We start from the raw sequence: 1623 nt of genomic DNA on the forward strand, positions 1-1623 counted from the left end.
GTGACGCCCACCCGCGTCGACGTCGTGGAGATACGCAGACCGTCGACGTACTTGAGGCACGTCGACAGCCGACGTCCGTGACCAGCCGTCGCGGTGGGAGCCTGCGCCTCACCTCTAGGGAGCGCAGTGTTTGACGATCCTGGATGTAACAGTTACTGTTTCAACCGTTGATGGGGGCCGTGATAACGGCCCGAGGGCTACCGCCAGTGACGCTGGGATGCCCCTCATTTCCGACCACCGAAGAGCGATGTCCATAGAGGAGTCACGGTGGATCAGCCGGCCATCAGAGCTGGGTCACTTCGGATTTCTCCGCAACCGACATGGGGTCCGCGTCCTGTGGCCTCTTGATGCCGCCGGAAGGGTTCGCTCTGTGCCACCGCTTACTCCAACGAGCGCCTGCGTCGGCGAGACTCGCCGCGGTCGCGTAAGAGGGGGCAAGCAGCTTACGGTTGCAGGGGGCGGAAAAGCGTGAGCGTGCGAACATCGCATCCGGTAAGTGGGTGAATTATGCTCACGCTTCGCTCAGGGGTAATCGCCGCCTTAAGCGATTCAGCAAACTCGCTGCGCCGGTAGTCTCGTCGTGGCCGACCACCAGGAAAAACTATGAGCAGCAACATCCAGGCCATGATCGCAAACGTCTCTGTGGAAAACCTTGACGACGCAATCCCTTTCTACAAGGAATTGGCGGGCACCGAGGAAGTTCGCCGATTTCCCTACCGGGAACTGGAGTTGGCGCTAGTGGGACCGTTCCTTCTCTACTCTGGGCCGGTGGAGAATTATGTGTCCCAGACCGCAACGGTCCTCGTCGGCTCCTTGGATCCGGTACTCGACGCCCTCGGCAAGGTAGGCGCGGAAATCCTCGAAGAACCGAATGAGGTTCCCAACGGTACTCGAATTGTCGCCCGTCACCTCGACGGCTCCGTCTTCGAATACCTGAAGCTCCGCGTATGAGGTAAATGAGGTTGGCAACTAGCCCGAAGATTGACTCCGACGCCTGAAATAGGTCACCTGGATTCAACTTCAGATAACTTCGAAACTCGACCAGGCGGGCCATAACTATTGGGGTTGCCGAGGCGATTCTTGTCGTCTCGTCAACATAATCTGCTATAGGCCGTCATCCAGGAAGGACTGGGAATGGGAACATCAGAGAATCAGCATTTCGAATTTTCCCTCCACAACATCACGACTTCAGTCAATGACATTGACGCATCCGTCGATTGGTGGAACCGTGTATTCGGCCTAAAGCTGGTAGCCAAGTCCCGGTTCGAAGCGATCGGCGCAGAAGTAGCCTTCTTGGAAGGTCCCGGGTTCCAGCTCGAACTCCTGCAACCGTCGGATGGTTTCCAACTGCCGGAGGTGACCGCAGATCCCCCGGCTCACGTCCAACTCATCGGCAACAAAGCCCTGGTGTTCAAGGTGAGCGACCTGGGCGCCGTGACTCAGACCTTCCGCGATCTCGGGGTCACTATTGTCTGGGAAATGATGGACCTGGGTGACGGGAGCGTGTCGACCGCCATCCGCGACAATTAGGGCTACCTGCTCAAGTAGTCGCCTTCGCACAGTAGTTACGTCCTGGAGCAACTGCTTCCACGAGGAGCACAGCCCGGCCGCAGTGGCCGCACC

The 1623-nt window shown here is 58.5% G+C and carries 2 protein-coding genes; both read left to right on the plus strand.

Annotation, left to right across the window (positions count from 1 at the left end; genetic code table 11):
- The first annotated feature begins 603 nt into the window (after positions 1–603).
- Positions 604–951 (plus strand): VOC family protein, encoded by a 348-nt coding sequence (locus ACWEBX_RS40310; RefSeq protein WP_451889662.1) that lies wholly within the window; start codon positions 604–606, stop codon positions 949–951.
- 183 nt (positions 952–1134) lie between these two features.
- Entirely contained in the window at positions 1135–1530 is a 396-nt protein-coding gene (locus ACWEBX_RS40315; RefSeq protein ID WP_451889663.1) for a VOC family protein, read from the plus strand.
- Positions 1531–1623: the final 93 nt, after the last annotated feature.

The sequence above is a fragment of the Streptomyces sp. NPDC005070 genome, from assembly GCF_053600395.1.